18 protein-coding genes and 1 tRNA gene are annotated in these 24930 nt (G+C 33.8%); 9 read left to right on the forward strand and 10 right to left on the reverse strand.

The window, feature by feature from the left end:
- Nucleotides 1-36 precede the first annotated feature (36 nt).
- Nucleotides 37-3906: an ATP-dependent RNA helicase HrpA gene (hrpA, locus tag DKK70_RS07955; RefSeq protein ID WP_110433485.1), complete on the reverse strand. Its 3870-nt coding sequence runs from the start codon at nt 3904-3906 to the stop codon at nt 37-39.
- A gap of 73 nt (nt 3907-3979) precedes the next feature.
- On the opposite strand from hrpA, the gene DKK70_RS07960 reads away from it, so the two are divergent.
- From DKK70_RS07960 to DKK70_RS07975, 4 genes are all read left to right on the forward strand, one after another.
- On the forward strand, nt 3980-4399 hold the full coding sequence (locus DKK70_RS07960; RefSeq protein ID WP_110433486.1) for an META domain-containing protein: 420 nt from the start codon (nt 3980-3982) through the stop codon (nt 4397-4399).
- A gap of 329 nt (nt 4400-4728) precedes the next feature.
- A complete protein-coding gene (gene pykF, locus DKK70_RS07965) occupies nt 4729-6141 on the forward strand; it encodes a pyruvate kinase PykF (protein ID WP_110433487.1) in 1413 nt (470 codons plus the stop codon).
- Nucleotides 6142-6254: 113 nt separating this feature from the next.
- Nucleotides 6255-8312: a polyphosphate kinase 1 gene (gene ppk1 / locus DKK70_RS07970; protein WP_110433488.1), complete on the forward strand. Its 2058-nt coding sequence runs from the start codon at nt 6255-6257 to the stop codon at nt 8310-8312.
- On the forward strand, nt 8303-9847 hold the full coding sequence (locus DKK70_RS07975; protein ID WP_445972078.1) for a Ppx/GppA phosphatase family protein: 1545 nt from the start codon (nt 8303-8305) through the stop codon (nt 9845-9847). The genes ppk1 and DKK70_RS07975 overlap by 10 nt, the downstream gene beginning before the upstream one ends.
- A gap of 69 nt (nt 9848-9916) precedes the next feature.
- Here DKK70_RS07975 and DKK70_RS07980 read toward each other — a convergent pair whose 3' ends face one another.
- The 3 genes from DKK70_RS07980 to DKK70_RS07990 all read right to left on the reverse strand — a co-directional run bounded on the left by DKK70_RS07980 (nt 9917) and on the right by DKK70_RS07990 (nt 15219).
- Nucleotides 9917-11377, reverse strand: coding sequence for a DASS family sodium-coupled anion symporter (locus tag DKK70_RS07980; protein ID WP_110433489.1), 1461 nt, complete (start codon nt 11375-11377; stop codon nt 9917-9919).
- Nucleotides 11378-11454: 77 nt separating this feature from the next.
- Entirely contained in the window at nt 11455-12417 is a 963-nt protein-coding gene (locus tag DKK70_RS07985; RefSeq protein ID WP_110433490.1) for an FAD:protein FMN transferase, read from the reverse strand.
- Nucleotides 12418-12447: 30 nt separating this feature from the next.
- Nucleotides 12448-15219 carry a flavocytochrome c gene (locus DKK70_RS07990; protein ID WP_110433491.1) on the reverse strand — a complete coding sequence of 924 codons (2772 nt, stop codon included), beginning with the start codon at nt 15217-15219 and terminating at the stop codon, nt 12448-12450.
- Between the two features lie 519 nt (nt 15220-15738).
- Here DKK70_RS07990 and DKK70_RS08000 point away from each other — a divergent pair.
- On the forward strand, nt 15739-16788 hold the full coding sequence (locus DKK70_RS08000; RefSeq protein WP_110433493.1) for a dihydroorotate oxidase: 1050 nt from the start codon (nt 15739-15741) through the stop codon (nt 16786-16788).
- A gap of 76 nt (nt 16789-16864) precedes the next feature.
- Here the strand turns inward: DKK70_RS08000 and DKK70_RS08005 are convergent, their stop codons facing one another.
- Nucleotides 16865-17230, reverse strand: a complete 366-nt coding sequence (locus DKK70_RS08005; RefSeq protein ID WP_110423482.1) for a YbaN family protein — start codon at nt 17228-17230, stop codon at nt 16865-16867.
- A gap of 346 nt (nt 17231-17576) precedes the next feature.
- Here DKK70_RS08005 and DKK70_RS08010 point away from each other — a divergent pair, with 346 nt between their 5' ends.
- Entirely contained in the window at nt 17577-17861 is a 285-nt protein-coding gene (locus tag DKK70_RS08010; protein WP_110433494.1) for a helix-turn-helix domain-containing protein, read from the forward strand.
- 293 nt (nt 17862-18154) lie between these two features.
- Here DKK70_RS08010 and DKK70_RS08015 read toward each other — a convergent pair.
- Nucleotides 18155-18231, reverse strand: a tRNA-Asp gene (locus DKK70_RS08015).
- Nucleotides 18232-18344: 113 nt separating this feature from the next.
- On the reverse strand, nt 18345-19076 hold the full coding sequence (gene dnaQ / locus DKK70_RS08020; RefSeq protein WP_110433495.1) for a DNA polymerase III subunit epsilon: 732 nt from the start codon (nt 19074-19076) through the stop codon (nt 18345-18347).
- 174 nt (nt 19077-19250) lie between these two features.
- On the opposite strand from dnaQ, the gene rnhA reads away from it, so the two are divergent.
- The 3 genes from rnhA (at nt 19251) to DKK70_RS08035 (ending at nt 21827) form a co-directional block, all read left to right on the forward strand.
- Entirely contained in the window at nt 19251-19724 is a 474-nt protein-coding gene (gene rnhA, locus DKK70_RS08025; protein WP_110433496.1) for a ribonuclease HI, read from the forward strand.
- 72 nt (nt 19725-19796) lie between these two features.
- Nucleotides 19797-20525, forward strand: coding sequence for a hydroxyacylglutathione hydrolase (gene gloB / locus DKK70_RS08030; protein WP_110433497.1), 729 nt, complete (start codon nt 19797-19799; stop codon nt 20523-20525).
- A 216-nt stretch (nt 20526-20741) separates the two neighbouring features.
- Complete coding sequence (locus DKK70_RS08035; protein WP_219999719.1) at nt 20742-21827, forward strand: transglycosylase SLT domain-containing protein; 1086 nt, start codon at nt 20742-20744, stop codon at nt 21825-21827.
- Here DKK70_RS08035 and DKK70_RS08040 read toward each other — a convergent pair.
- The 3 genes from DKK70_RS08040 to DKK70_RS08050 form a co-directional block, all read right to left on the reverse strand.
- A complete protein-coding gene (locus DKK70_RS08040; protein ID WP_110433499.1) occupies nt 21799-22587 on the reverse strand; it encodes an endonuclease/exonuclease/phosphatase family protein in 789 nt (262 codons plus the stop codon). The two genes, DKK70_RS08035 and DKK70_RS08040, sit on opposite strands and share 29 nt — an antisense overlap.
- Complete coding sequence (gene gshA, locus DKK70_RS08045; RefSeq protein WP_110433500.1) at nt 22580-24151, reverse strand: glutamate--cysteine ligase; 1572 nt, start codon at nt 24149-24151, stop codon at nt 22580-22582. Before gshA ends, DKK70_RS08040 begins: the two co-directional genes overlap by 8 nt.
- A 208-nt stretch (nt 24152-24359) precedes the next feature.
- Complete coding sequence (locus tag DKK70_RS08050) at nt 24360-24890, reverse strand: HugZ family pyridoxamine 5'-phosphate oxidase (protein WP_110433501.1); 531 nt, start codon at nt 24888-24890, stop codon at nt 24360-24362.
- Nucleotides 24891-24930 lie beyond the last annotated feature (40 nt).

A 24930-nucleotide genomic window follows, 5' to 3' on the forward strand; every position in this document is an offset into this window, starting at 1 on the left:
GCGTCTAAACGCCCTTTTTTACAACTCTACTTTTTATCACAATTCAGAAGATACCATTTCGATTTGTTGTTTTATCCGTTTTGCAGAAATTGGAAAAGGTGTTCCCAGTTGCTGAGCAAATAGGTTAACTCTAAGTTCTTCTATCATCCATCTTATATTAGTAACTTTGCTCAATGATTTTTGATTTTCTGGCAAATTATTCACCCAAGTTTGATATTCACTTTTCACTTCTTCTATTACACTCATCGCTTGTCTATCTTTGGCAACATTAGTACCAAGTTTCTCCAAACGTTTTTCAATAGCCGATAAATAGCGATAAATGTCATGCAATTTGTCATAACCTGTTTTGGCAACAAAACCTTTATAAATTAATTCACCAACTTGCTGTTTTATGTCTGATAATGCAAATGCTAAGGATAAATCAACTCGACCTTTTAATTTCTTATTAATATTAAAATGAAGAGTTAATATTGATTCTACTTGTTTTGCAATATCTACTACGGTTTCATTGATATGATTTTTAGTATAAATTAACAGTTGTTGAAATTGCTCTTGATTATGCACTTTCTGATTATTCTTTTCGATTAAATGATCTACCCCGCATGCAATACAATCATCAATGAGATTAAGTACCGTACCAAACGAATTAAAATATAAACCTAATTTAGATTTATTTGGTAACTTTTCATGTAGATATTTTATCGGTGACGGAATATTTAAAATCAACAATCGTCTAATTCCAAGCATTGTCAGTCGCCTTTGTTCTTCAAGTGAATCAACGAGTTTAATGCTAACCGAATTTTGGTTGTCAATGATTGCAGGATAAGCCTTGATCGTGTAATTATTCTGTTTTTCTTCGTAAATACTTGGTAGCACTCCAAAATCCCAATCGGTAATATTACTTTGCTCTATTGGTAAAGATTTTTTTTGCGTCAATGATGATAAAGCCTTTTGAACTTCGCTTTTAAGTTGTTCTTTAAGCTTCATCAGATCTTTACCAAAAGCAATTTCACGGTTGTGATCTACAATACTAAAATTCATCTTTAAGTAATTGGGAATTTGATCTAACTGCCAATCTGTTGGTTTGATTCTTACTCCCGTCATTTTTCTAAATTCATTTTCTAATGTTTCAAGTAAAGGATGCTCTATCGAATTGACTCTAGTTAAAAATGCATCCGCATAGTTAGGTGCTGGAACTAAACTTTTACGTAATGATTTAGGCAAAGATTTAATTAAAGCAATAATTAAATCATAGCGAAAACCTGGAACTTGCCAGTCAAATCCTCTATTTTTTATTTGATTTAAGACATTAAGCGGAATAGAAATTGTTACACCGTCACGCTCATTACCAATATCAAATTGATAAGTTAATGGTAATTTCAAATTATCCTGATACCAAAAATCAGGATAATCATTAAGTTTTACTGGTTGTGCTGATTGTTTAATCAGCATATTCTTTTCAACATTCAAAAAATCAGGATCAACATTTTTTTTGTTTTTCCACCAAGTATCAAAATGCTTTGCAGAAATAACGGATTTGTCTATTCGTTTATCATAAAAATCATATAGGTCATCATCATCAATTAGAATATCTTGACGGCGAGATTTATGTTCAAGATCTTCTACTTCATTAATTAAATTTTGATTTTGTTTATAGAAACTATGATTAGTTTGCCAATCGCCCTCAACTAAAGCATGGCGAATAAATAACGAACGACTTAATATTGGATCAATTTTACTATAATTAATTATGCGGCTGGCAACAATTGGTAAACCAAATAAAGTGACCTTTTCATTAGCAATAGTCGTTCCCTGTTTTTTAGACCACCTAGGCTCGCTATAACTATATTTTACGAGATGTTTGGCTATCGGTTCGATCCATTCTGCTTCAATTTTAGCCGCCGTTCTGCCCCACAATCGACTGGTTTCGACAAGTTCACTAGCAATACACCATTTTGGTTGATTTTTGAAAATGGCTGAATTTGGAAAAATAGCAAATTTAATATTTCGTGCACCAATATATTCATGCTTTTCAACTTCTTTCATCCCAACATGTGATAACAAGCCACTTAACAGTGCCGTATGTAGCGATCGGTAATCGGCTGATTGGCTATTAATAGGAAATGCGAGTTGTTTAACTGTTTGCCTAATTTGCGTATAAACATCTTGCCATTCACGAATTCTAAGATAATTAAGATATTCTTTTTGACATAATCGTCTAAATTGATTACCAGACAACTCAGCTTGTTGACTTGCTACATAGTTCCATAAATTAATCAGTGAGATAAAATCAGATTCCTTATCTGCAAATCTACGATGTTTCTCATCTGAAGCTTGTTGTTTATCAAAAGGCCGTTCTCTAGGATCTTGTATAGATAATGCCGCCGTAATGATCATTATTTCTTTTATACAACCTAATCTTCTTGCCTCAACTAACATTCTAGCTAATCTGGGATCAATGGGTAATTGCGATAAAATCCGCCCTATTTCGGTTAAATGATAATGATGATGTTTACTATATATAGCGCCTAATTCTTCTAATAATCGTACCCCATCACGAATATACCTAGAGTCAGGAGACTCAACAAATGGAAAAGCGGTTATATCACCTAATCCCAATGATGTCATTTGTAATATAACTGAAGCTAAATTGGTTCGAAGAATTTCGGGGTCAGTGAATTCCGGTCTAGATAAAAAGTCTTGTTCATCATATAGACGGATACAAATACCATCGGAAGTTCTACCGCAACGCCCTTTTCGTTGATTGGCTGACGCTTGAGAAATAGGTTCAATCGGTAATCGTTGAACTTTGGTACGATAGCTGTAACGACTAATTCTGGCTAAACCCGGGTCGATAACATATTTAATACCAGGAACCGTTAAAGATGTTTCGGCTACATTTGTTGCTAAAACAATTCGCCTTGCAGTGTGTGGTTGAAAGATACGATTTTGCTCAGATGCAGATAATCTCGCATATAAAGGTAAAATTTCGGTATGCTTGAGCTCTAATTTTCTTAATGTATCAGCCAGATCACGTATTTCTCGCTCTCCTGTTAGAAAAATTAAAATATCCCCGGCACTTTCAGCTGATAATTCATCGATTGCATCAATAATAGGTTGAAAATCATTATTTTTATCGTTTTCCGAATCCTCAGTAAAACTAGTTGGGCGGTATCTGACTTCAACAGGATAGGTTCTACCGGATACTTCAATAATGGGCGCCTGATTAAAATGGTTAGAAAAACGTTCAACATCTATTGTCGCTGAGGTTATAATGACCTTTAAATCAGGGCGTTTAGGTAATAATTGTTTCAAATATCCTAAAATAAAATCAATATTTAAACTACGTTCATGAGCTTCATCAATAATAATCGTATCATATTGAAGTAATAATCTATCCTGCTGAATTTCTGCTAATAAAATCCCGTCAGTCATAAGTTTAACTAAGGTAGTTTCACTGATATGATCTGAAAATCTAACTTTATAACCAACTAATTGCCCTATTTCAGTTTTTAATTCTTCTGCTATACGATTTGCAACCGAGCGAGCAGCTAATCTTCTCGGTTGGGTATGACCAATAAGACCTTTGATCCCTAAGCCTAATTCTAAGCATATTTTAGGTATTTGTGTGGTCTTTCCTGAACCGGTTTCTCCGGCAATAATCACAACTTGATTATTTTTTATTGCTTCGGATATCGTCTGTTTTTTATCGACTACGGGTAAATTTTCAGGAAAATTAATATGATTAGGTAACGATTTTAATCGGTCATGATAATGTTCAACAGCTTGATTGATAGCTGATTGAATATCGTTAAAATTTGATGTTTTATTTGAAAGCTTTCTTATTTTGTATTTATCTAAGAAAGTCATTGATTCTAAAGATTTAATTTGCTGTTGAGTTAACATAAAAGTAAAATAATCGTATCCAATTTTTAATTAAATTCATTATAACAAATTTAACCTTTTATTAGGAGTTAAGATGAAAAAGACTTTACTATCAGCTGTACTACTTTCAGGAACGCTGATAATGACAGGTTGTGATCAATCCAATAAGGTTAAAGCGGAAGATTTGATGCACCACCGCTTTGTGTTAATTAAAGCTAATGGTCAAGATATTTCACCCGATAAACACGCAGAACTTGAATTTGGTGAAAACATGAACATTTCAGGACAAATGTGTAATTATTTTACAACCAAAGTAAGATTAATTAATGATACGATTATAAGTCCTATATTTAATATAACGCACTTGGTTTGTGAAGATAACCAATTGGATAAATTAGATACTATTATTACTCAATTAATTCAAAATGGAGCATCAGTTAGTTTAAATAAAGAACAACTAATACTAAAAAATAAAGATAATGAACTAATTTACCAACTTAAGGATCTGATGTAATTTAACTGAATACATTTTAAAACTTCTAAGCTGAAATTTTATACAAGATTGAAATTTTACTGTTTCTTAAGCAAATGATGTCTAGTTTTTTGATAAAAAACTTTATTTAAAATGTCGATAAGACTATAATAAAAAAAGTTTTGAGGATGCCGTTTTTGATGAAATTAATTAATTCTTTAAATAAGGTTTTTTATAAGAGTAACTTAAAAAGGTTACTCTTCCCCCTTTTATACCAATGCGCTAGCATTGGTTTTTTTTGTTTAAATATTTTTAATTAAAACCATTTATTCAAATTTGAACATTAACTTTAACAACTAGTAGATAATATTATGAAAAAGACAAAAATTGTTTGTACTATAGGTCCAAAATCCGAATCAAAAGAGATGTTAACTAAATTATTAAATGCAGGCATGAATGTAATGCGTTTAAACTTCTCTCATGGTGATTTTGAAGAGCATGGTAATCGAATTAAAAACTTACGTGAAGTAATGCAAGAAACTGGCTTGAAAGCAGCTATTATGCTAGATACTAAAGGGCCTGAAATCCGAACTATTAAGCTTGAAGGTGGTAATGATGTATCACTTGTCGCGGGTCAAACTTTCACTTTTACCACTGATGAAAATGTAGTGGGTAACTCAGAACGTGTAGCTGTTACTTATAAAGGTTTTGCACAAGATCTAAAACCAGGTAACCGTGTGTTAGTGGATGATGGCTTAATCGCTATGGACGTTCAAGAAATCAAAGGTAACGAAGTTATTTGTAAAGTATTAAATAACGGTGACCTTGGTGAAAACAAAGGTATTAACCTACCTGGCGTTTCAATTAAATTACCTGCACTTGCTGAAAAAGATAAAAATGATTTAATTTTTGGTTGCGAGCAAGGCGTTGATTTTATTGCAGCATCATTTATCCGTAAACGTTCTGACGTAGAAGATATCCGTGCTCATCTTAAAGCTCACGGCGGTGAAGAAATTAAAATCATCTCTAAAATCGAAAACCAAGAAGGTTTAGATAATTTTGATGAAATTTTAGAAGCATCTGACGGTATCATGGTTGCTCGTGGTGATTTAGGTGTAGAAATCGCGGTTGAAGAAGTGATTTTTGCTCAAAAAATGATGATCAAAAAATGTAACAAAGCATCAAAACCTGTTATTACTGCAACGCAAATGTTAGATTCAATGATCAAAAATCCACGCCCTACTCGTGCTGAAGCGGGTGACGTTGCTAATGCTATCATTGATGGTACAGATGCAGTTATGTTATCTGGTGAAAGTGCTAAAGGTAAATATCCATTTGAAGCAGTTAATGTAATGGCGACTATTTGTAAACGTACTGATGGTACTATTCCAGCTAAATTAGAGTTAACAACCAAAGAAGAAACATTACGTATTACTGCTGCTGTATGTTGTGGTGCAGTAGAAATCGCTGAGCGATTAAATGTGCCATTGATAGTTGTTGCAACTCGTAGTGGTAAATCAGCTCGTGAACTTCGCCATTATTTCCCAACGGCTCGTATTTTGGCACTATCTTCAAGCCAAAAAACTGTTAATCAATTAGCATTATCTAAAGGTGTTGAGCCTATCTTAATTGATGCAATTAATTCAACAGACGATTTCTACCGTTTAGGTAAAGAAATGGCAGTTAAAATTTGTAATGCGAAACAAGGTGATACTATTGTTATGGTATCAGGTGCATTAGTTCCAAGCGGAACAACTAACACAACTTCTGTTCATCGCATTTAATCATTTTTAATTTTGTTTAAATGAATAATAAAAAGCTAGCTATATGCTAGCTTTTTTTTTAACTTCCGCTATTCTGTTATCTATGAAATTAGTGGAATGGACATAATAAAAAAATGATAATAGAAAAAGTATATTTACCCAAAGAGTTAAGTTGGTTGTCATTTAATCAACGGGTGTTACAAGAGGCTGCTGATGAAAGTAATCCTCTTATAGAAAGAATCCGTTTTTTAGGCATTTACTCAAGTAATCTTGACGAATTTTATAAAGTCCAATTTGCAAATTTAAAAAAATATGTCCTTATTGAGCAAGAACAAGCTCAATCCACCTCAAATGCTAAACATTTGTTACGTCAGGTTACTCAAAAAGTCATTCAACTTGAGTTACAGTTTGATCAGCTCTATAACGAGCTATTGTTAGAAATGGCAAGGAATCAGATTTTTTTAATAAATGAAAGACAACTTACCTCTTACCAAGAAACTTGGATAAAAAATTATTATAAACAAAATTTGAGGCAGTACATCACCCCTATTCTTCTCGATAGTCATACTGAATTAATTCAATTTTTAAAAGATGATCATGCTTATTTAGCCGTTGAAATTATTTGTAAAGACAAAATTAGTTATGCATTACTCGAACTGCCAACCGATAATGCTCCGCGTTTTGTACTATTGCCATCAGAAGTTTCCACCAAAAATAAATCAATCATCTTTTTAGATAACATTTTACGTTATTGTTTAGCGGATATTTTTAAAGTTTTTTTTGATGCTGTAGAATTAAATGCTTATTCGATTAATATTAATCGTGATGCTGAATATGAATTAAATACTGAACTTGATAGCTTACTTGAACTCATGTCTCAAGGTTTAAAGCAACGATTAACGGCACAACCGGTACGCTTCACTTATCAAAAAGATATGCCTAAAGCATTATTTGAATTATTGATAAATAAATTAAGATTAACCGAACAAGATGCCATGCCTGGCGGTCGTTATCCTAACTTCAAAGATTTAGCTAATTTTCCCGATCTTGGTGTTAAAAACTTACTCAATAAACGTTTACCTAGTCTTGCTTATAATCGATTTAAAAAATTCCGCAATGCTTTTGCAACCATCAAAGATCGTGATGTATTGCTCTATTACCCTTACTATTCATTTGGTCATGTGCTTGAGATTATGCGACAAGCATCGTTTGATCCTGCTGTCACTCATATTCGTATGAATATTTATCGAGTTGCTAAAGATTCTCGCTTTATTCATGCGGCAATAAATGCCGCCAATAATGGTAAAAAAGTGACAGTAGTAGTTGAACTGCAAGCTCGATTTGATGAGGAAGCTAATATAAAATGGGCTAAAAGGTTAATTCGAAGTGGTATAAAAGTTATCTACTCACAACCAAAATTGAAAATTCATGCTAAATTATTTTTAATTGATCGAAAAGAAGACGATAGAATTGTTCGTTATGCCCATATAGGTTCGGGTAATTTCAACGAAAAAACCGCACGCGTTTATACCGACTTTTCATTGTTAACCGCCGATCCGGCTATTACTGATGAAGTGATCAAAGTATTTAACTTTATTGAAAATCCTTTCAAACCAGTTTCATTTAATCATCTACTCGTATCTCCGCAAAACACCCGCCAGCGTTTTTATGAATTCATTGAGCGTGAAATCAATAATGCCCAATTAGGTAAACCTTCTGGGATCTATTTAAAACTTAATGCTATTACAGATAAAGAGATGATAGATCAACTTTATCGAGCCTCTTGTGCTGGTGTCAAAATTAGGATGATTGTCAGAGGAACCTGTGTGTTAGTACCACAAATTCCTAATTTAAGTGAAAATATCTATGTTACTAGTATAGTGGATCAATATTTAGAACATGCTAGGGTCTATATTTTTGAAAACGATGGTAAAAAAGATACTTATATCTCATCAGCTGATTGGATGCCTCGTAACCTAGATAACCGAATTGAAGTGGGGGTTAAAATTTTCGATCCCATTTTGAAAACAACTATTCATGACATTTTTAATTTGCAATGTAACGATAATGTAAAAGCTAGAATTATTGATAAAGATAATATGAATAATTATGTTCAACGAGGTAATAAGAAAAAAGTAAGGGCGCAACATGCCATTTATGATTATTTAAAACAGATGGAATCATCGGTCTAAGGATTTTAAACGTGAACAAATTCAATGAATATGCTGTCGTCGATTTAGGCTCTAATAGTTTTCACATGGTTATAGTCCGTAATATAGATGGGGCTAGGCAAATCATCTATAAAAATAAAAAAAATATTCATTTAGCCACTGGATTAAATGAATATAATGAATTGAGTGAATCAAGTATTCAGCGAGGAATAGAGTGTTTAGCGCTATTTGCCGAACGATTAAACGGATTTCCTCCAGAAAATGTCAGAATTGTCGCCACTTATACCCTACGTATTGCGACCAATAGACACAAATTCTTGAATGAAGCGGCTAAAGTTTTACCCTATCCTATTGAAATAATTTCTGGACAGGAAGAAGCACGATTGATATATCTCGGTACAATGACCGCCGAGTCAACCAACGAAAATGATACTAAATTTGTTATTGATATTGGTGGTGGTTCAACTGAAATCGCAATAGGTAAAGGTAATAATCTAAAACCAATACTTGTTGCCAGTCGACCAATGGGTTGCGTAACCTATACTAAACACTATTTTCCACAAAAAAAAATCGATAAAGATTCCTTTCTACAAGCAAAATTAGCCGCAGAACAACAAGTCGAAAATTTAATTAATATAATTAAAAAACAAAATATTACTGCTGCTTTTGGCACGTCAGGTACCATCAAAAGTATCTATAATATTTTACTTGATCTTGGGGTTAATGATGGGATTATTACCCCAAAACGTTTAGAAGACTTAATCAGTTATGTTTTAGAATTTAATGATTTTCATGCTATTGACTACCCTTCTTTATCTGATGAAAGAAAGAATGTTTTTGTCAGTGGGCTTGCTATATTTAGTGGTGTCTTTAATGCATTAGGTTTGCAACAACTGCAATTTAGTCCTTGTGCTTTACGTGAAGGTGTATTGTATGAACTTATCGGTGGTCCAAATTATCGTGACATACGAGAAACCACCGCCGAGTCACTATCACAACATTATAATATTGATGAACGTCATGCAAAACAAGTTGTAAAAACGGCAGAGTATTTTTTCTCTCAATGGAAAGATCAAACCTCAATGATGGTACCGCATAGTGTGGAGTCAATCTTATATTGGTCAGCTCAATTACATGAAGTTGGTCTGAAAATAAACTATTCCTCTATTCATAAACATTCGAGTTATATATTAAAAAATAGTAATTTACCCGGATTTAATGAAGAACAGCAGCTGTTGTTATCCACCTTAGTTCGTTATCATCGTAAATCAATTAACATCGAGGAATTCCCTTATTTTAGCTTGTTTGAATTCAAACATATTATGGCAATGTTACAAATTTTAAGGTTATCAATCCTGATTAATAACCAACGCAATACTGATTTAGACTTAAATGCTTTTCAGTTAATTTTATCCAAAGAAAAATCAACCAAAGTAACGTTAGCCATTAATAAACAATTTGTTGAAAATAATCGTTTGATTTTATTAGATTTAGAACAAGAAAAAAAATATTGGAAAGCGGTTAATGATTGGAAGTTATCAATTGAAACCTTCTAATTTGACTTATTATTCTAACAATTAATTAAAAAACCGCCATTACTTTGGCGGTTTTGGTTATCGAATATATTAACCTAATCCAATAATTTTCCACCATAATATACCGATGGTAAAGACAATAATTAGGTTAACCACACTACAAATAAATCCAACTTTCCACCAAGTTTTTACTGGTACAAAACCTTCAGCAAAAAGTAATGGGTTTCGTGCATTAGCAAATTGCGTAATTGAACCGAAATAGTTAGTACAAATTACCAAAGCAAAAATAGCTATCATTTGTGGAACACCTAATGCAATTGCTACAGATAAAAACACAGGGAACAATGCAGCAATATGCGCGTTACCACTTGCGAAGAAGTAATGCAAATAAACATAAGCGATGCATAAAATTACAATAACTAAAACCCAGCTACTATCACCCAAATGCCCTTTTACTGCATTTCCGATGGTATCGCCTAGCCACTTAGTTACGCCAAGTTTATTTACTTGACCAGCCATCATTAACAGTGCGGCGAACCAAATTAAGGTATCCCATGCAGCTTTTTCACCTTTGATATCATCCCAGCTCAATACACCAGTTAAGATTAAAATGGTTAAACCGATAAATGCTGTTGTAGTTGAATCAATACCGACATTTTTACCAAAGATCCAAAGTGCTAAAAGTAGAATCACGGTAGAGCCCATAATGATCTCTTTAATAGTGATTGCCCCCATTTTTTTAAGTTCTTCAGCAGCTAATTTTGGCGCTTCAGGGGTTTTCTTTAACTCTGGGTTGGTTAAGAAATAAATTACTAAAGGAATAACAATAAATGAAACCAAACAAGGAACTATAGCTGCTATAAACCATTGTCCCCACCCTAAGGTGATCCCAAGAGATGAAGTGACTAATTTTGCTGCTAATAAATTTCCGGTAAAAGCAGTTAAAAACATTGCTGAAGTAATGTCATTAACGTGACTAATGGTTAACATCAAAAATGTCCCAATCCGGTTTCTTGATTCATCTTTCGGGTTGGATTTGAAGTTTATCGCTAAAGCTTCTGCTATTGGATAAATAACCCCACCAGCTCGAGCAGTAGTACTCGGAATTGCTGGCGCTAAAGCCACATCGGTTACTGATAGTCCATAAGCTAAACCTAAAGTGTTTTTTCCTAGAATTTTAACTAAAAAATAAGCAATACGTTTGCTTAAACCAGTCTTGATAAATCCTCTAGCAATCATAAAGGCGATAACAATAAGCCAAATTAAACTACTATTTAATTCACTTAAAGAAATTTTGATTGCATCCGTAGCTGTTTCAGCACCTGATGGTCTTAATACAGCAAAAACCGTAATGGCTAATAAACCAATAGCACCAATAGGCATAATTTCGGCCACAATACAGGCGATGGTTGCAACAAATATAATACTGGTTCGCCAACCTTGTAAACTAATACCCTCTGGTGGGGATACCAAAAGCCACAATAATGCAGATATCCCCGCAATAATGAGAAGTGGAAGCCATTTTACTGGCGGTTTCTTTGCTATATTCATAGTATTTTCCTTTTAATTAAAAATTAATTTGTTCAAATTCATAATGAAATGTTATAAACATATCTTATTGAAAATATTTATTTTATTTGATATGTCTCATTAAGAAGTTGAAAAGCAAAATTGTCTGGGTTTACCAATTTTATTGTTTTGTTTTTCAATAAAAAAATACCCGACAGATTGCGATGTTTTTTTAAATACTCACATCCTTTAATTGAACCAAAACCGTACAAAAGTGTTGAATAAATATCACCCTCAAGTGAGGTATCAGAAATCACCGTCACACTTTCTAATTCGTTATCTAAAGGATAACCGGTTTTAGAATCGAGAATGTGATGATAAAGATGATGATTTTGAATAAAGTAACGTTCATAAATTCCAGAAGTAACGATAGATTTATTTTTAACTTTAATTAAACCAACTAGTTCATTTTGAATTGAGGAAAAAGGTTTTTTTAGTCCAATATGCCAATAACCTTGGCTATCAATCGGCGATTCACCTACTGTTAACACATTCCCGCCCAAATTAATTATTGCTTGATGGATATCATTTTGTCGTAAAACTTCTTTAATCACATCAGCAATATAACCTTTAGCTATCGCACCTAGATCTATTTCCATTCCCTCTTTTTTCAAAAAGACTGAACATGACTTAGCATCAAGTTGAATATCATTAGGATCAATCAATGATCTTTTATTCACTATTTGATCGCTATTGGGTACTTGATGACCATTAAAACCTATCTTCCAGAGTTTAACTAATGGACCAATAGCGACATTAAAACAACTGTTTGGCATTAAGCTTATTTTACAAGCTTGCTCGATAAGCGAATAAACGGCATGACTAACCCTTACCGGATGCTTTCCAGCTGCATTATTAATTAACATCACTTCGGATATTGGTCGATTAACAGTCAACCTATCTTCAAGCTGATTAATGGTTTTAAACACAAGTTGAACAACGAAATCATTTGGCTCAAAAAGCATTAATGATACCGTTGTTCCCATCATCGCTTGAGTATATTCATAACGTGAATTAACCATGTTAAATAGACTCAAGAAATATTTGGCAATTTATTGATGGATATAGTCTGTAGCTTGCCTTCCAGCCTGCATACCAAAAATGATGATATCCGCTACGGCGTTACCACCTATACGATTAGCACCATGAACCCCACCAACAACCTCACCTGCGGCAAATACACCTTGGATAACGTTTTTAGCAGTGTCGAGTACCTGCGTATGAGTATTGATAGTCACACCACCCATAGTATGATGAACACCAGGAGCAATCTTAATTGCATAGTAAGGGGCTTTATTTATTGGATGACGCATTCCCGTTGTTCTTCCATAATCTTCATCTTGTTTGGTATTAACAAATTGATTATAGCGTTCAATGGTGTTCGATAGCGTATTTGCATCAATTGAGAGTTTTTGTGCTAACTCATTGATCGAATCAGCTTGTACCACGAGATCGTGGGAAACATATTCTTCAACAGCCTTGTTTTCATCCCGAACTTGTTGGTCAAATAAAATATAAGAATAGTGTTCTGGTAATTTGATAATTTCGGCCGACACTTTGTCTCGAGTATCTAATTCATTAACAAAACGTTTGCCTATTTGTGATACCAAAATAGCACCACCGCCACGAATTGATTCAGAGATTAAATAAGAAGTCGTTTGTTCCACTGTTGGGTGAATTTGTATTTCTTTCATATCCACCGTGCCAGCACCTAATTTTTCCAAGATCATGATCCCCGAACCAGTAGCGCCTTTGTGATTAGTCGTGACAAATCCTTTGAGGTCAGGACGATATTTTTCAACCATTTCACGGTTAGCACTAAATCCACCAGTTGCAATAATCACGGCTTTAGCTTTAATGGTTTGAATCGAACCATCTTCTTCGGTAACTTTTACACCAACAACTTGATGATTTTCGGTAATAATTTCAGTCACATTGCTATCAAGCATGACTTCGATACCTCGACGATTAATATTTTTAACTAAACCACTAATTAAATAACCGCCAACTGCTGCGCCACTGGCTGGACGATGCGTACGATCGACACTCATACCACCCGTTGTCGTAATCCCACTAAGTTCAATCCCATTATTGTCTAACCAATCAATGGCATCAGGGGCATTTTCAACGAAATATCGTAATAATTCTGGATTATTTTTATTTTTACCACCGGTCATGGTTTCGTTATAAAATAGATCTTTACTATCCACGATGCCTTTGAGTTTTTGGAATTTTGTTTCAGCGGCATTCATACCTGCTGAAGCTTTATTAGTATTTCCACCAATAACTGACATCTTTTCAACCACAACTACACTTGCACCAAGATCGTGAGCTTGAATAGCCGCGGCCAAACCTGCACCACCACTACCGACAACCACAACATCATAGGCTTTAGTATTAGGATCACCACCTTCGGCAATAATAGCTTCTTTGTTAGATTGAGTCATAGCCTTGGTTACGGCCTTTTTGAAAGCTTCACATTGTGATGTTGCCCCTGAAATGGCATCCACATGAGGACTGTTTGAATCAATGATGCGATGTTTGATTTCCGAAAAGTTATTTAAAACTTCACTATCATAATTAGTCGGGTTGACTAATTGCATATCTTTAATGAAATCTTTACCAAGTTCAACATTAATAACATAATCATAAGATTCATCATTGACAGTTTCTTGATAATTACCCGGTTTGAATTTTTTAACATTTAAATTTACATCTCGAATTAAGCTTTCAACCAATGAAAAATGCCATAAAGGTTCAGGAATATTAAGTTCTTCACGTTTATCACTGTTGATATAGAGTTCAAGTTGTTCGCCTTTTTTAATACGATCTGTCCAATCAGGATAAGCAATACAAGCTCGCCCAACAGCTACTAAATCAAAACCATTCTCTAACGCAGCTTCAACATCTTTCTCATTTACCACATTACCAACACCAACAACCGGTATTTTAGCTAAGGTTGCCGAACGCATTGCCACATATTTATTAATTAATGGTGTCGGATCTTGGGTATCAACGATTGATGGTCTTAAGATTGCTCCCATTGAAAAGTGAATGTAATCTAAGCCTTTTTCAGCCAACTTTTCAAGCAGATACATAGAGTCGTCAAAACGAATACCGGGAACTTCTAACTCTTCTGGTGAAAAACGATAGCCGACAATAAATTCAGGATTTGCGTAGCGTTTTACCATCTCATGAGTAATATCTAAGATTGCTAGTGGAAACAGTGCTCGGTTATCGCGACTCCCTCCCCACTTATCATTTCGTTGGTTTGAATTAGGTGAATAAAATTGTTGAATGAGATAAGTGTTAGCGCCATGAATTTCGACTCCGTCAAATCCAGCTTGAATAGCACGGCGAACCGCTTGACCAAACTTATCTATCATCTGCTCTACTTCTTCAGCGGTTAATTCTATAGGGGTAGCTGCACCGGGTCTTGGTGCCGCTATTGCACTTGGTCCTACAGGACTTTGGCCACCGATGAGTTTAGGGTCAACCATTCTACCACCGTGATAGACTTGAATAACCGCTTTCGAGCCTTTCTCTTTAATAGCTTTGGCGACCTTAGCAAGGCCTTCAATCTTATCGTCATTATCTAAACCAATAGCACCTGGAAAAGCTAATCCCTTATTATCTACAAAACCACATTCAACAATTATTGTGCCAATTTCACCAGCTCTTGCTCGATAATATTCGATTAAGTCATGAGTGACTGAACCTTCATAAAATCCCGAACATGTGGTCATTGGTGCCATCATAATGCGATTTTTTAGAGTAATACCATTGGGTAACAGTACTGGTTTAAAAATATCTTTGTTTTTCATATTTCAATACCTAATCATTAATATTTAAATGTTAATATGGATCATAGCATCCGAAATTTTTCTTCTCCACTTACATAAGTTTCATTAGTCGCTAAATATCATTTTTTCGACAAAAAATTCCTTATATTTATTAATAATTTATAAAGCAATTTGCTAATACAGCTTTAAATGGTTGTCTATTTTTTATTACTTTGAAATCGTCAACCTATTATGGGAGGTATACTAGTCTAAAAAAAAACACTGTAACTATTTCATTTACTTGCAATTTTTTTAACATCTATCACTTGTAGTTTATTTTTATTCAGCTAGAATGCTTATCAAATTTAGAAAAGAGAATTTGATTATGCTTGTGGTGCAAACAAAAAAACCAATAACAAAAGTAAAATTAAATTGTCTTTTTATTTTGAATATGGATCCTCCTTTATGGAGGATTTTTTATATCTATAAATTTTACCTCTCAATTTTATATCAAATTATTAATCAATACCACTTCAAGTACAGCCATAAACAGGAGATAGCATGAAACCTTTGATTCCTTTTTATAATCCAACTATCAGTTATGAAGATAATTATGCCAAAGGCCCTTTTGGCCTTTTTGCCGAATTAGACAAGGCAGAACAAGTTTCTACTAAACCAAGCAAATTCTTAAATGTTGAAGTCAATCTTCCATTTGGTCAGCCTGCCGGACCGCTATTGAATGCAAATTATATTAAAGCTGCTTTTGCCTATGGATTCGATTTATGTGTCTATAAAACAGTTAGAACTAAATTACATAAATGCCATCCATTACCTAATGTCTTATCGGTTCACCCTAAAGGCAAACTTACATGCAATTTAGACACTGTTTTAGCTGATACTAATTATAGTCAACCGTTATCCATAACCAATTCATTTGGTGTCCCATCATTTGCTCCGGATATTTGGCAACCTGATATGGCTGATGCAGTCAAGGCAGCCGGTACTGGGCAATGTGTTATAGGTAGCTTCCAAGGTACTCAAGGTAATGGCGCGATTGAGCAGGATTATGCATTAGCTGCTAAATTAGTCAGAGAAACCAATGCGCCAATTTTAGAAGCCAATTTGAGTTGCCCGAATGAAGGCGCAAGTAAACTACTCTGTTTTGATGTAGATAGAGTTGAACGCATTGTGAATGAAATCAAAAATGCGGTACCGGATCGCCCTCTCATCTTAAAATTAGCTTACTTCCCTGATGATGAAAGAATTGTTTCATTATTAACTCGAGTAGGCAAAATAATTGATGGGTTAAGTGCAATTAATACCCTATCAGCAAAACCTGTAGATGCCAATGGACATCCAGCATTGGGGGAAAACCGCAAAGAAGGGGGAATCTGTGGTGACGCAATTCGTTGGGCGGGTTTAGATATGGTTAGTCGACTTAATAAATATCGTAAACAAATGGATTTAAAATTTGCCATTATCGGTGTGGGTGGCGTGAGTAACAGTGAACATTATCACCAATTTATCAATAATGGGGCTGATGCTGTTATGAGTGCAACTGGCGCTATGTGGAATCCATTATTGGCAATCGAAATCAAAAAAAGTCTTTAAGATAAATGAGTAATGTGATTTATCATGCTTATATTGTTACAGGGTAACTTTGTTGCCCTGTAATTTTTTATGCCCCCTATTTCTTCCTTAAAAAATAATAAGAACCAAATATCAGATGAGCAAGAAAAACGATTAACAAAATAATCCTAACATGCAAAGAATTAAATAAAATAAATGGAATTAATAAAATGATAAATACCATGGTTAACATTTTTATTAATCCTGTTTTTGAAATCTTTTTTTCGATAATCATTTTTTGTACATAAGTTTGATAATAACGCGTTTGGGTAAAATAGTTATAAAGGCGATCAGAACTATTTAACCATAGATATGCAGTAAGCAAATAAAAAGGTACTGTAGGCAACAGAGGAACAAAAATTCCCACCGTACCTAAAGCAAAAGAGATCCCACCAAGAAAAATAAATAGTGATTTTTTTAACATTTCTAATCAATTAAAATAACTTTAACTTATACAAATAATTGTTGAAGATAACATAAATAGATAGAGAAAGTTACAATTAAATATCAAATGATAGAACAATGAGGCTCGAATCCCATTTTTAGAGAGAGACTAAATATAAGTGGCTATAGAAAATTTAAATCGAAATATCACAGCTAAGCTAGTTTCATGTTGTGATATCACCTATATTTCAAATTAAAATTAGTTGGTTCAGATTTATTATATCAATAATCGTGAATTAGCTTTGTTTACATGAATTAGTTAAATAACAGAGCAATATTGATTAAGATACGATAAATAAGGATACAGTTATAGGAGATAATTGACGATGACAAAACACAATACGACCTTTGATGAACTTAAGGAAAAAGCATTAGCCAATCCTGTTGCCCGAGCGGCATATGATGAAGCTGAAGAGAAATGGAAACTAATACAATTATTACTTTCACCAAGAGAATATGCTCAGCTATCTCAAACTGAGTTAGCGAAGCGTTTAGGTGTTTCTTTTGCCAGAATAAAAAGTATTGAGGGTAAACCTTTAAATACAAATTTTAAAGCAATTCTGAAATATTTTAATGCATGTAATGTGAAATTAAATTTTAGCCTAAAATAAAACCTACAACTAAGATATATCTCCGTTTTTTATATCAATTTATATCTAAATCTCAACTAATAAGCTCTTTAAATAACCAGCTGGATATTCAACAAAATATGCCCCACCTTTTGTGAAAAATTAGAGCTAAAAAAAGGGTATAAAAAATTAATTTGTTGTTACGAAATTTATTTTGTATTTATTAACAATAAATAGGTTGAAGTAAAATTAATCAAGAAATGTTATAAATTTTATATGGATGGTTTTATATAATTTTTTGTATTATACACAAATTGAGTAAAACTTTTAAGAATTGGCGGAACGGACGGGGCTCGAACCCGCGACCCCCTGCGTGACAGGCAGGTATTCTAACCAACTGAACTACCGCTCCGCTTTTTAGACTCTTCAATGCTCGGCATCAAAGTAGGCGTGATATTAAAGATTATTTTTATTTTCGTCAATATAATTTTTTAAAATTATGTTTAATTGCATAGAAAACAATCATTAATGCACTTTCCATAATGCCCCACCACTCTTTTTATCAATTTTCTCTAAAATTGATTCATGGGCAGAAAGCTCAGTCTCATTCGCTTTAATCACTGATAATCGAGTTCCATTACGCTCAATTTTTTTGACGGTGTTATTTAATATTGCTGATGGGTTATCTTCCGCACTAAAAGCCAACGTGGTTTGTCCACCAGTCATAGCTAAATATACTTCAGCTAAGATCTCGGCATCAAGTAAAGCGCCATGTAGGGTACGATGTGAATTATCAATTTCATAACGTTCACAAAGGGCATCTAAGTTATTACGTTTACCTGGGAATAACCGTCGCGCCATTGCTAATGTATCGGTAACGATACAATGATCGGCTGTTTTGAAATTTAACCCACAAAGGCGAAACTCATAATCCATAAATCCAACGTCGAAAGATGCGTTGTGAATGACTAATTCGGCACCATCAATGAATTTAATAAAATCATGAGCAATATTTTTAAATATTGGTTTATCTTTAACAAATTCATCACTGATGCCATGAACTTTAAAGGCTCCTTCATCAATTAAACGTTCTGGATTGATGTAAACATGGAAATGGTTGCCAGTTAAGCGTCGATTTAATACTTCAACAGCACCAATTTCAATAATCTTATGCCCCTCATAGTGATTATTGCCTTCTTGGTTCATACCTGTTGTTTCTGTATCTAATACAATTTGACGTGTTGAATGTGTTATCACGTTATACTCTTCTTTTTCTAGAATTGGGAAATTAACAATTTAGTGGTATAGTCTAACACCAAAACGTGCTGATGTTGATACCCACAGTGCTTTAGTCGGTGGTCAGGCAGCATCACCGATGGTTTATCAATATTCAATCCTAATTATTATTCAATAGGCAAAAGTTTATTTAGTATGGCAAAAAAAATAGAAATTTTTACTGATGGTTCTTGTTTAGGTAATCCTGGACCGGGTGGTTATGCTGCGATTTTAAAATATAAACAGACAGAAAAAATATTATCTAATGGCTATTATAAAACCACCAATAATCGAATGGAATTATTAGCAGCAATTGTTGCTTTAGAACAGCTTAAAGAAGCGTGTGAAGTTCAACTTTATTCTGACAGTCAATATTTACGTAATGGTATTACGAATTGGATCCATGGTTGGAAAAAGAATGGTTGGAAAACTGCAAACAAACAGCCAGTTAAAAATGTTGATTTATGGCAACGTTTAGATGAACTAGTTAAATCACATCATATCGAATGGATTTGGGTTAAAGGTCATGCCGGTCACATTGAAAACGAACGTTGTGATATTATTGCTAAAACGCAAGCAGAATCACCAAGCTTACATGACACCATTTTTGAAACATCATCCACGGATTGAGCAGATAAAATTTCAAGATAACATTTTAGATACCTATTTAACTGTTTAAATAACTAACAAGGTGCTAACACTATGTATAAATTACATGTGATCCCAGCTTTAAAAGACAATTATATTTGGTTGCTTGAAAACAACGATAAACAAATTGTCATTATCGACCCAGGCGAGGCGTCGCCCGTTATTAGTTATCTAAAAAAACATCACCTCTGTCCCCTTGCAATTTTACTTACGCATCACCATATCGATCATACTGGCGGGGTAAGCGAGCTTAAAGCATCTTATCCCGATATTGAAGTTTACGGGCCTAGTGAAATTAATTTGCAGATTAACTATCTAGATAAGTTAGCTAAAATATCAATTAGCGATTTTCGATTTGATATTATTTCAGTACCGGGACACACATTAGGACATCTAGCTTATTATTGTCAGCCATATCTATTTTGTGGTGATAGCTTGTTTTCTGCTGGTTGTGGTAGAATTTTTGCGAGTAATTATAAGCTAATGCTGAGCTCGCTTAATAAATTAAAGCAACTTCCTGATGATACGCTTGTTTGTGCTGGACACGAATATACTTTAGCTAATTTGGACTTTGCCAAAATGATGGTTCCTGATGATCAAGCTATTCTCGAGTATGATAAGTTTATTCGCAAAAAGAACATCACTTTGCCGTCTATTTTAACCCAAGAAAAGCAGATCAACTTATTTTTACGCTGTGAAGAGAAATTTTTACAGAATAAATTCATTTGTAACAATGAGTTAGAACTGTTTGTTTTTTTTAGGAGCCAAAAGGATATTTTTTAGGTATAATATTTCGCTTAAATTAATGTCCAAACTTATAAACTAATGAAAAAATTATTAATATTTACAATTTTATGTGCTTTTTTGGTCGGGTGTCAGAATCCTGGTTCAGGGTACACTGCTGGCTCAAAAACATACAATTCTAAATCAATATTTAATTCAAGCGTTAAAAGGGGTGGTGTTAATTACGCTTCAGTGACACAAAATCCTTGGCATTACATGCTGACGCAAATTAATGTCAGTGTGCCAAATAACAGTCGTGTTGTTGCCGAGAGAGAACGTTTACTACGCAATCCACAGAGATTTGAAAACGTTGCTTTGCGCTCTGAACCTTATGTATATTACATCATCAATCAGTTACGAAAAAATAATCTACCTGTTGAACTTGCTTTAATTCCATTGATTGAAAGTGCCTACGATCCTTTAGCTACCTCACCTGCTCAGGCTGCTGGTTTATGGCAATTTGTGCCGATTACAGCAAAAGAATATGGCTTAATAAATAGCAATACCTTTGATGGTCGTCGTGATTTAATTGCGTCAACAGGTTCTGCAATTTCGCTATTACAAAACCTCAATAACCGTTTTAACGGTGACTGGTTGTTAACTTTAGCGGCATATAATGCTGGTGAAGGCCGTGTCCGACGAGCCATAGAAAAAAACAAGGAAAAAGGATTACCAACTAGTTATTGGTCTTTGGAATTACCACAAGAAACCATGCAATATGTACCAAAAATATTAGCTATTATCGATATTGTTAAAAATAATAAACGCTATGGTATCAAATTGCCCGATTGTAACTATCAAAATTCTTTAGTCAGAATTGATATGTCTAAAAATATCTCATTAGCTAAAATAGCTAAATATACTGGATTATCGCTAAATGATTTAATGACATACAATGCCGGTTATTTGCAACAAACAGTAAGTGGTCCTTTCCATCTATTAGTTCCTTATTCTCATGCAGAAAATCTATTTAAAAAATTAAAAAAAGAAAATCTAGTTACGAATAAAGTTACTGAGCTTTTAGAAGATGTACCACATAAAAGTATGCCATTTGAAATTAAATCAACGACTACGACGACTATTCAGTACAGTACCGTTAGCACAAAGGAAACCGAAACTGTCTTAAAAAATGGCAAAAAGCAAATCACCTACCAAGTTAAAGCAGGTGATAATCTTTATTCGATTGCCAAAAATTATCGGGTAAAAATCACCGATCTTCTACAATGGAATAAACTGAAAAATGGACGTGTTAAAGAAGGCGATGTGTTAAAAATTAAGTTGGTAAATTCAAATCCAATTTAAAATTAACAAACAATGGATTATGATCTGATGCGGCGGTATCGATAATTTTGGCCGCATCAAGTTTTAACCCTCGATAAAATACAAAATCTAACGGCCTTCCTAAAAACCTCTTTCGAATATCAATAGCAAAATTTACTGGTTTAAGCTTTATCGAACGAACCAAATGATAAAGCAGATTCAATCGTTGTCGACTCCAAGCATTGAAATCCCCAGCCAAAATAACCGGTCCATTATGTTGTTTTATATAATTCAATAGCATATACATTTGTTGGCGATAAATTTTTACCCCAATACTAAAGTTAATAGCATGAATATTAGCAACTAACAGCTGTTGAGTTGAATTTTTAATTGGATAAACGGTAATTAAGGCCGATTTAGGTACACGAATGAAAGGTTCTTTTTCTCTAAACGATAAAATCTTACTTGGTGCTGAGTCGGTAATCGTCATTACCCCAGCAAAAATTTCATTAAAACAATAAGCAGGAACATGATCTGCAAGCTTATTATGTTCAGAGATAAAATTTAATAATTGCGGTGTAGTTTGCGCTTCTTGTAATAATATTAATTTTGCTTGATTGGCATATTGTTCAAGAATATGAATACAATTTGCCCTTTTCTGTTTAAAGATATTCCAAACCAAAACCGAAAATGTGGTCTGATCAATTAATGGTTCATTATGAACCACCTTATGATTAGGCAATATTAACTCAACATCACTATTTCCAAGATATCTTAATGTATAGTCGCGATTTTTAAACATTTACGCCGTTCATTTTCTTTTGCAAATATTCATCAAATGACATAGTGTCATTTTGTTCTTTCTTCTGCTGCTTTTCAATCGACAAGGTTCTTTGCTGAACAAAATCGCCATCAGTTAATAGTTGTAAAGGTTCTGAAGTAAGCTGCTTTTTATATTGATTAGCCAAAACTAAGCCAAATTTAGCGGTACCTAAATCACTTATAGCTTCTAATGTTCTTGCTGAAAGTGTCAATTCTGGTTGATCAAACATAACATCAAGTCTTTCACAAACTTTGCGATATTGTTGCTTGTCATCTTGATGATCTAATACATCGGCAACACGTAATAAGTCTTTAAAAAGATCATGACCCACTTTAGCTAAAGGCTCTCGATAACTATCGCAGCCCATGCCGATTTCTAAACCAGGCTTACGCCCTTCCATAATAACTCGATTCCAATTTAGTTTTGCGCATTCTAATTCACCACTACTCATCTCAGGTGCTGGTGCTAATGCACACCAAATTAAGAATAGATCGATAAAGCGAATCTGCTCTTCGGTAATACCGATTGGTGAGAACGGATTAACATCAAGTGCACGAACTTCAATATACTCAATACCTCCACGTAACAACGCATCCGAAGGTGATTCACCTGATCGTGGCACACGTTTAGGGCGAATCGGAGCATAAAATTCATTTTCAATTTGTAAAACATTATCATTCAATTGACGATAATGACCGTCAACCTTAATCCCCAATTTACTAAATTCAGGTGATTTGGTTTTAGTCGCTCTTTTTAATCCCTCAACATAGGTATCAAGATGGTTAAAAGTAATACCTAACTGTTTTTGTGCATTATTAGTATAGCCAATATCACTTAAACGAAGAGATGTCGCATAAGGTAGATAACAATTACCATTGGTTTGCTCAATAAAGGCTTTTGCTTTCTCAGGATCTTGTATAAACGAAGAACACATTGAAGGTGATGCACCAAATAGATAAGGAATAACCCAACCAAAACGGTAATAGTTACGTATTAAGGTAAAATAACCTTCCGAGATAACCGCTTTCCCCTCTTCACTGTTCTTTACACCATCTCTTGCTTGCCAAAATGCCATCGGTAATGAAAAGTTATAATGAACACCAGAAATAGTTTGCATCATTGCACCATAACGATTTTTCAAACCTTCACGATAGACAGTTTTAAAACGGCCCTCATTAGACGTTCCATACTGAGCTAGGATAATATCGTCTTCGTTAGCCACAAAACATGGCATACTTAATGGCCACATTAGCTCATCACCAATATTCACACTTGCATAGCGATGTAAATCACGTAAAAAAGTTAACATATAATCAATATTGGTATTAACTGGTGTGATAAATTCCAACAAGGACTCAGCAAAATCAGTGGTGATCCATGGGTGGGTTAATGCCGCTCCAATTTTTTGTGGAAAAGGTGTTTTGCATAGCGAACCATCAGGCAAAATACGTAATGTTTCACGTTCAAGCCCACGTTGAATACCCTGTAAAATAGTGTAGTGCTTCTCTAACCAACTCAGTGCTTTAGAAACATCAGGAATCATAATTGTATATTTCCTAAATTCAGTTCAAATTAGTTTAATTTTAGCATAGTTTAATGGTTTATATAGGTCATTTCATCACTAATTGCCAGAAAATAGTCATCTATATATAGGCAAAAAAGAATTAATTATCTGAAAATCGCTAATAACAAAACCATTATCTAGTTAATAAATAATGGTTAGTTTATTTACTTGCCTAGACTAAAAAATGCTATTGTTTACTCATTTGTTCACTTTTCTGATTAGCGACATAGTCTTCATCAACCGGTGTAATAAGGTTATTTAAATGATCAACAATATAGGTTTTTCCAAAACCTAAAACCAATCTACCTACTGTTGGTGATATTTTATATAAATTAAAATCTTTCATTTCTGCTAACATATAAACCATCTTACTTACCCTTTTGGCTAACCGATCAATGACGGTATCAAAAAGCTCAGAATCTCTTGCAATAATGGCTGTTGTGGCATGAAAGGATAGTCGTCTACGCGCATAAATGTTTTTTGTATTGCATTCGTCATCAATAATTAAAAAAGATATTTTAGGATTAGCTTTAATATTCTGACCATGCGGAGCTAAATCTGATATCAAAATATAATAATCATTACCATCAAAGAAATAAGGTGAATAACTAGTATCAACCTCACCTGCTTCAGTTATCGTGGATAATATTATTGTGTGTACTGTTTCATGTAAATTTTCTATTGTATTTTCAACAATCTCATTTTTAGACTCAGCCATTATTACTCCTTGTTATATTGATTATTGAGTTAAATAATTT

It is taken from the genome of Gilliamella apicola, assembly GCF_003202655.1.
In the GTDB taxonomy this organism is placed as follows: domain Bacteria; phylum Pseudomonadota; class Gammaproteobacteria; order Enterobacterales; family Orbaceae; genus Gilliamella; species Gilliamella apicola_R.